We start from the raw sequence: 6,773 nt of genomic DNA on the forward strand, positions 1-6,773 counted from the left end.
ACGAGTTACAAACTACTTGCTATTTGTAACCTTGAGATTCAATTAGCTTGATAAAGTTCGTTGGTATTCTAACGATATTAAAGGACTTTATTATGCTAGATAGTTTTAAAAGCGGCTTATCTAAGCTTTCCTTAATTGGTAAAGCATTGATGTTGCCCATATCTATATTACCCGCAGCGGGGTTATTACTTGCCTTCGGTGCTAAGCTCGACATCCCCCTAATGATGCGTGCTGGTGGCGTTATATTTGATAACTTAGCCTTACTGTTTGCGGTAGGAGCCGCGGTTGGTTTGACTAAGGAGTCAGGGATTGCCGCTTTAGCCGCGATTGTCGCCATGGTCGTGATGAATGCGACAATGGGGGTGGCGCTCGGCATTACACCTGAGATGGCGATGGGAGGTGGCCGTTATGCAATGGTGATGGGTATTCCTTCATTGCAAACAGGTGTCTTTGGCGGACTCATTGCAGGTATCCTCGCAGCCGTTATGTATCAACGTTTCTATGATACTAAGCTGCCTGATTTCCTTGGTTTCTTTGCCGGTAAACGCTTTGTACCGATTGTGACTGCGTTTTCTGCATTCCTAATTGGTTTAGTTTTACCCCATATTTGGTCATATATTCAATCAGGTATTGATGCGCTATCGCATATGGCGAATGGCGGAAACATGTACGTATCAACTTTCATCTACGGATTTATGGAGCGCGCTTTAATTCCAGTTGGTCTCCATCATATTTTTTATAGCCCTTATTGGTTTTCTTTCGGTGTGTACACAACTGCCGCGGGGACCATTGTAAATGGCGATCATACCATTTGGTTTAAAATGCTTGAAGATGGAGTAAAAATGTTCTCAACCAGTGAATACCAAGAAGCAGGAAAATTCCTATCGGGTAATTTTGCTATCTACATGTTTGCTTTCCCTGCTGCATGTTTAGCTATGTATCATGAAGCGAATGATAAAAATAAAAAAATTGCAGCAGGTATTTTAGGCTCTGCTGCTCTTACTTCGTTTGTTACAGGTATAACAGAACCCGTTGAATTTGCTTTTATCTTTGTCGCACCTTTACTTTATGTTTTTTCTGCAATCATGGCAGGGGTGTCTTACGCGGTGACTTATGCGTTGGATGTTCATATTGGTAAAACCTTCTCAGCCGGCATTATTGATTTCGTGTCTTTTGGTGTTCTTCCCGCGATGGATGGGTTCAAAACTAACTGGATCAATGTGATTCTTTGGGGGCTAACTATGGCCGCTATTTATTACACGGTTTTCCGTTTTGCTATTCGAAAGTTCAATTTGAAAACAGTAGGACGTGAGGATACTCAAAGTAAGGCGATCACTTTGGACAATGAAGATTTAGCTAGTGAAATCACAATCTTGATTGGTGGTGCCGCTAACATTACTTCGATAGGAGCATGTATTACGAGATTGCGTTTACAGATTAAAGATCAGGCTCATGTGAATGAGCAAGGAATCAAAGACCTAGGTGCTATGGGGGTCATAAAAGTAGGTTCAAGTGGCCTGCAAATTATTTTGGGCTCAAGAGCTCAATTTGTGGCTGATCTTATGAGTGAAAGAACTGGTGAGTCACCAAGTGCACTATCAACTAACCCAAGTTAAAAGCACGGGCTACTTCCGATAACGCTGATGGCAACAAGCTTGTTGTCTCTTATACATAAATAGTAACGCTATCAACGTTATGGTTGGTGGCGTCTATTTATATTTAAAGTTTTAAAGTTTTGAAGTTATGACAGCTTTAGTATTCAACTAATGCGCTTTGAGTAGGATTCAGTTATCATCTGTTGCACGAAATTTTGGTTAGATGTACGGAACTATGCTAAAAGTCGCGATAAATGGATTTGGACGAATAGGGCGCAATGTATTGCGCGCTGTCTATGAAAGTGGCAAAAGCCAACAAATCAAAGTAGTAGCGGTCAATGAGCTTGCTCAACCTGACGCTATGGCTCACCTATTGCAGTACGACACCAGTCACGGCCGCTTCGGCAAGAAAATCTCTAATGATCAAGAGCACATTTATGTTCATCATGGCATTGGTGCTGAAGATAAAGGCGAGTTTGATACCATTCGTATCTTGCATCTGGCTGATATTGAACTGTTGCCTTGGCGTGATCTTGAAGTCGATATTGTTCTCGATTGTACCGGTGTTTACGGTTGCCGAGATGATGGCCTAGCGCACATCGCTGCTGGAGCTAAAAAGGTACTGTTTTCACACCCTGGTGCTAACGACCTTGATAACACCATTATCTATGGTGTGAATCACGATACCATCGAAGCTGATCACCGAATCGTTTCCAATGGTTCATGCACCACTAACTGTATTGTCCCTATCATTAAAGTACTTGATGATGCCTTTGGTATTGAGTCAGGTACCATTACGACCATTCACTCTTCAATGAATGATCAGCAAGTTATTGATGCATACCATAGCGACTTGCGTCGTACTCGAGCAGCAAGCCAATCTATCATTCCTGTCGACACTAAATTGCATAAAGGTATTGAAAGAATCTTCCCGAAATTTTCTAACAAGTTCGAAGCGATATCTGTGCGTGTGCCGACGGTAAACGTCACTGCGATGGATTTAAGTGTCACAATTAATACAAATGTGAAAGTTAATGACGTAAATCAAACCATTGTTAATGCTTCCCAGTGTACATTACACAATATAGTTGACTATACTGAAGCGCCGCTCGTTTCCATCGACTTTAATCACGATCCCCATAGCGCAATCGTTGATGGTTCACAAACTCGAGTGAGTAATGGCACCTTAGTGAAAATGCTGGTGTGGTGTGACAATGAATGGGGCTTTGCGAACCGAATGCTGGATACGGTTCTTGCAATGCAAACTTCAGAAGGCAAGAAGTAAGACCTAGAAGCAAATGTGTGGATTATTTATTTTTTAGCTTGAAATAAATACTAAGTGTCCACATATTATTAGCAGTTAAAGCATTACCAGTTGAATAATTTATAGGCTTAGCAGGGTTGCTGAGTTTCCAAAACTTTATTTTTATTTAAATTTGAGAGGACAAATCATGTCTGTGATCAAGATGACTGACCTGGAACTTGCAGGTAAACGCGTATTCATCCGTGCTGACCTAAACGTACCAGTAAAAGACGGTAAAGTAACTTCAGATGCACGTATCCTAGCATCTCTACCAACTATCAAACTTTGCCTAGAAGCTGGCGCAAAAGTTATGGTTACTTCTCACCTTGGTCGTCCTACTGAAGGCGAGTACAACGAAGAGTTCTCTCTAGCTCCTGTAGTTAACTACCTAAACGACGCACTAGACTGTGACGTTAAACTAGCGAAAGATTACGTAAATGGTCTTGAGCTAAACGCTGGTGAACTAACTGTTCTTGAAAACGTTCGCTTTAACAAAGGCGAGAAGAAGAACGAAGAAGCTCTTTCTAAGCAATACGCTGCACTATGTGACATCTTCGTAATGGATGCATTCGGTACAGCTCACCGTGCTCAAGCGTCTACACACGGCGTTGGTACTTACGCTCCTGTAGCATGTGCTGGTCCTCTTCTAGCTGCTGAGCTTGAAGCGCTTGGTAAAGCAATGGACAACCCAGCTCGCCCACTAGTGGCTATCGTTGGTGGTTCTAAAGTTTCTACTAAACTAACCGTTCTAGAATCTCTTTCTAAAATCGCTGACCAACTTGTTGTTGGTGGTGGTATCGCGAACACGTTCATCGCTGCTGAAGGCCACAACGTAGGTAAGTCTCTATACGAAGCTGACCTAGTTGAAACGGCTCAGAAACTAATGAAAGAGTGTGCTATCCCTGTAGCGACTGACGTTGCATGTGCTAAAGCATTCGACGAAAACGCAGAAGCTGAAATTAAGCACGTTTCTGCAGTTCAAGACGACGACATGATCTTCGACCTTGGCCCTGATTCAACTGCAGCTCTAGCTGAAATCATCGGCAACGCGAAAACTATTCTTTGGAACGGCCCTGTAGGCGTATTCGAATTCAAAAACTTCGAAGCGGGTACTGCTGGTATCTCTAAAGCAATCGCTGACTCTGAAGGTTTCTCAGTAGCAGGCGGTGGTGACACGCTAGCGGCTATCGACAAGTTCGGTATCAAAGCAGATGTTTCTTACATCTCTACTGGTGGCGGTGCTTTCCTTGAGTTTGTTGAAGGTAAAGTACTTCCTGCAGTAGCAATGCTTGAAGAGCGTGCTAAAGCGTAATTGATTTAGAAAGACGAGATACGAATCTCGCCTTTTAACGTTTGCTGCATATCACACTTATTTGCTAGAATAGCGGAAGTTGTGAGCAAACGATTGCAAATTTTTAAACTTAAGTTTTTTATCTTAAAACGAATAGAATAAATAGGACTATTTCCATGTCTAAGATCTTCGATTTTGTAAAACCTGGTGTAATTTCTGGCGATGACGTACAGAAAGTATTTGAAGTAGCAAAAGAAAACAAATTTGCTCTTCCTGCTGTAAACGTTGTTGGTACTGACTCTATTAACGCAGTACTAGAAGCGGCTGCTAAAGTTAAGTCTCCAGTTGTTGTTCAGTTCTCTAACGGCGGCGCTGCATTCTTCGCAGGTAAAGGCGTTAAACTTGAAGGTCAAGGCGCACAAGTTCTTGGTGCTGTAGCTGGTGCAAAATACGTACACGCTGTCGCTGAGTCTTACGGTGTTCCAGTTATCCTGCATACTGACCACGCTGCTAAGAAACTTCTACCATGGATCGACGGTCTACTAGACGCTGGTGAAGAGTTCTTCGCACAAACTGGTAAGCCTCTATTCTCTTCTCACATGCTAGACCTTTCTGAAGAGTCTCTAGAAGAGAACATCGAAACATGTGCTACTTACCTAGCTCGCATGGCTAAAATGGACATGACAATCGAGATCGAACTTGGTTGTACTGGTGGTGAAGAAGACGGCGTTGATAACTCTGATATGGACGCATCTGAGCTTTACACTTCTCCAGAAGACGTAGCATACGCATACGAGAAGCTAATGGCTGTTAGCCCACGTTTCACTATCGCTGCATCTTTCGGTAACGTACACGGTGTTTACCAAGCTGGTAACGTTGTACTTACTCCAACTATCCTACGTGACTCTCAAGCATACTGTGCAGAGAAGTTCGGTATTGCACCTAACGCTCTAAACTTCGTATTCCACGGTGGTTCTGGTTCTTCTGAAGCAGAAATCCAAGAGTCTATCGGCTACGGTGTTATCAAAATGAACATCGATACTGATACACAGTGGGCAACTTGGGATGGGATCCGTCAGTACTCTGCTGATAACTTCGATTTCCTACAAGGTCAAATCGGTAACCCAACTGGCGAAGCTGCGCCAAACAAGAAGTACTACGATCCACGCGTATGGCTACGTGCTGCTCAGTCTTCAATGGTTACTCGTCTTGAGAAAGCATTCGCTGACCTTAACGCTGTAGACGTACTATAATTCTTTGAATTAAGTACTCTTTAAGTTTTAAAAACCCGCTCATTGAGCGGGTTTTTTTATGTCTGATAAAAACTTGTATTAAATATGTGAAAAACCTAGCCTACGGTGAATAAATTTCGTAGTCTTTTAGTTATCGGTATTTGCGTTTATTGGTAAGTTTTATTAATTCAAAAGCTTACATAAATATGACTTTGCAATCGGTCAAAGATAGGATATCGTGCCGAAAAACTGGACCTGGTTCAGTTTATAAAAAGGACTTGGCTTTAATTTACTTTTAACACAGTGACTTAACAGGAGTTAAACTGTTTATTATTGTAAAAGTAAGTTTGGCTTAAGACAGTTTAGCTCATAGCATATTATATAGAGGATGCACATTATGGCTGATAGTTCGACAGCGCTTGAGACTCCAATTGTGGATGGTTTATCTCAGGCCGAGCAGTGGTTAACAAATAATTCAGATCTATTTATCCAATACGGTGTAAACATTATCTCTGCACTGATAATTCTATTTATTGGTAACTTGATTGTTAAAGCAGTCGCGAATAGCGTATCTAAGGTTCTTGAGAAGAAGAAGATGGACCGAGCTGTTGTGGAATTTATCCACGGTTTAGTTCGTTACTTATTGTTTGTTATTGTTCTTATCGCTGCACTTGGTCGTTTAGGCGTTCAAACTGCATCTGTAGTTGCTGTTATTGGTGCGGCTGGTTTAGCCGTTGGTCTTGCGCTGCAAGGCTCACTATCTAACTTTGCAGCGGGTGTACTTATCGTTGCATTCCGTCCATTCAAGTCTGGTGACTACGTGGAAATTGGTGGTGTAGCGGGTTCAGTTGATTCAATTCAGATCTTCCAAACTGTTTTAACAACACCAGACAACAAAATGGTTGTAGTACCTAACGGAAGCGTTATCGGTAGCCCAATCACTAACTATTCTCGTCATGCGACGCGCCGTATTGATCTAATGATTGGTGTTTCTTACAACGCTGATCTTCAGAAGACAAAAGCGCTACTGACTAAGATCTGTGAATCTGATGAGCGCGTATTGAAAGATCCAGGTGTTCAAGTAGGTGTTCACACGCTAGCTGATTCTTCAGTTAATTTTGTTGTTCGTCCATGGGTTAGCACTGCTGACTACTGGAATGTTTATTTCGACCTTATGCAAGCTATCAAAGAAGGCTTGGATAACGAAGGTATCGAAATTCCATTCCCGCAAATGGATGTACACATGAATAAAGTTGAAGCTTAATTTCTAGTTAGTTTTTATAGCTATAAGCTTTGCCTCGTCCTAAAATACGTTGACAGTTTTTCTACTAAGCCAACAGCGTCAGCTGTTG

5 protein-coding genes are annotated in these 6,773 nt (G+C 42.0%); all 5 read left to right on the forward strand.

Features of this window, described 5'->3' with window-relative positions; translation table 11 throughout:
* The first annotated feature begins 92 nt into the window (after positions 1-92).
* The 5 genes from AB6C75_RS15810 (at position 93) to mscS (ending at position 6,685) form a co-directional block, all read left to right on the forward strand.
* Positions 93-1,616, forward strand: a complete 1,524-nt coding sequence (locus AB6C75_RS15810) for a PTS transporter subunit EIIC (RefSeq protein ID WP_372108142.1) — start codon at positions 93-95, stop codon at positions 1,614-1,616.
* A 214-nt stretch (positions 1,617-1,830) separates the two neighbouring features.
* Positions 1,831-2,880, forward strand: a complete 1,050-nt coding sequence (epd, locus tag AB6C75_RS15815) for an erythrose-4-phosphate dehydrogenase (RefSeq protein ID WP_372108144.1) — start codon at positions 1,831-1,833, stop codon at positions 2,878-2,880.
* Between the two features lie 166 nt (positions 2,881-3,046).
* Positions 3,047-4,210 carry a phosphoglycerate kinase gene (locus AB6C75_RS15820; protein ID WP_372108143.1) on the forward strand — a complete coding sequence of 388 codons (1,164 nt, stop codon included), beginning with the start codon at positions 3,047-3,049 and terminating at the stop codon, positions 4,208-4,210.
* Positions 4,211-4,365: 155 nt separating this feature from the next.
* Positions 4,366-5,442: a class II fructose-bisphosphate aldolase gene (fbaA, locus tag AB6C75_RS15825; RefSeq protein ID WP_009847671.1), complete on the forward strand. Its 1,077-nt coding sequence runs from the start codon at positions 4,366-4,368 to the stop codon at positions 5,440-5,442.
* Between the two features lie 376 nt (positions 5,443-5,818).
* Entirely contained in the window at positions 5,819-6,685 is an 867-nt protein-coding gene (gene mscS / locus AB6C75_RS15830) for a small-conductance mechanosensitive channel MscS (protein ID WP_009847670.1), read from the forward strand.
* The last annotated feature ends 88 nt before the right edge of the window (positions 6,686-6,773 follow it).

This window comes from Vibrio sp. 10N.237.312.B06 (assembly GCF_041464685.1).
GTDB lineage: Bacteria > Pseudomonadota > Gammaproteobacteria > Enterobacterales > Vibrionaceae > Vibrio > Vibrio tasmaniensis_A.

Coding starts and splice junctions, on each gene's coding strand:
- AB6C75_RS15810 (WP_372108142.1), top strand. CDS start 93: ATGCTAGATAGTTTTAAAAGCGGCTTATCTAAGCTTTCCTTAATTGGT.
- epd (WP_372108144.1), top strand. CDS start 1,831: ATGCTAAAAGTCGCGATAAATGGATTTGGACGAATAGGGCGCAATGTA.
- AB6C75_RS15820 (WP_372108143.1), top strand. CDS start 3,047: ATGTCTGTGATCAAGATGACTGACCTGGAACTTGCAGGTAAACGCGTA.
- fbaA (WP_009847671.1), top strand. CDS start 4,366: ATGTCTAAGATCTTCGATTTTGTAAAACCTGGTGTAATTTCTGGCGAT.
- mscS (WP_009847670.1), top strand. CDS start 5,819: ATGGCTGATAGTTCGACAGCGCTTGAGACTCCAATTGTGGATGGTTTA.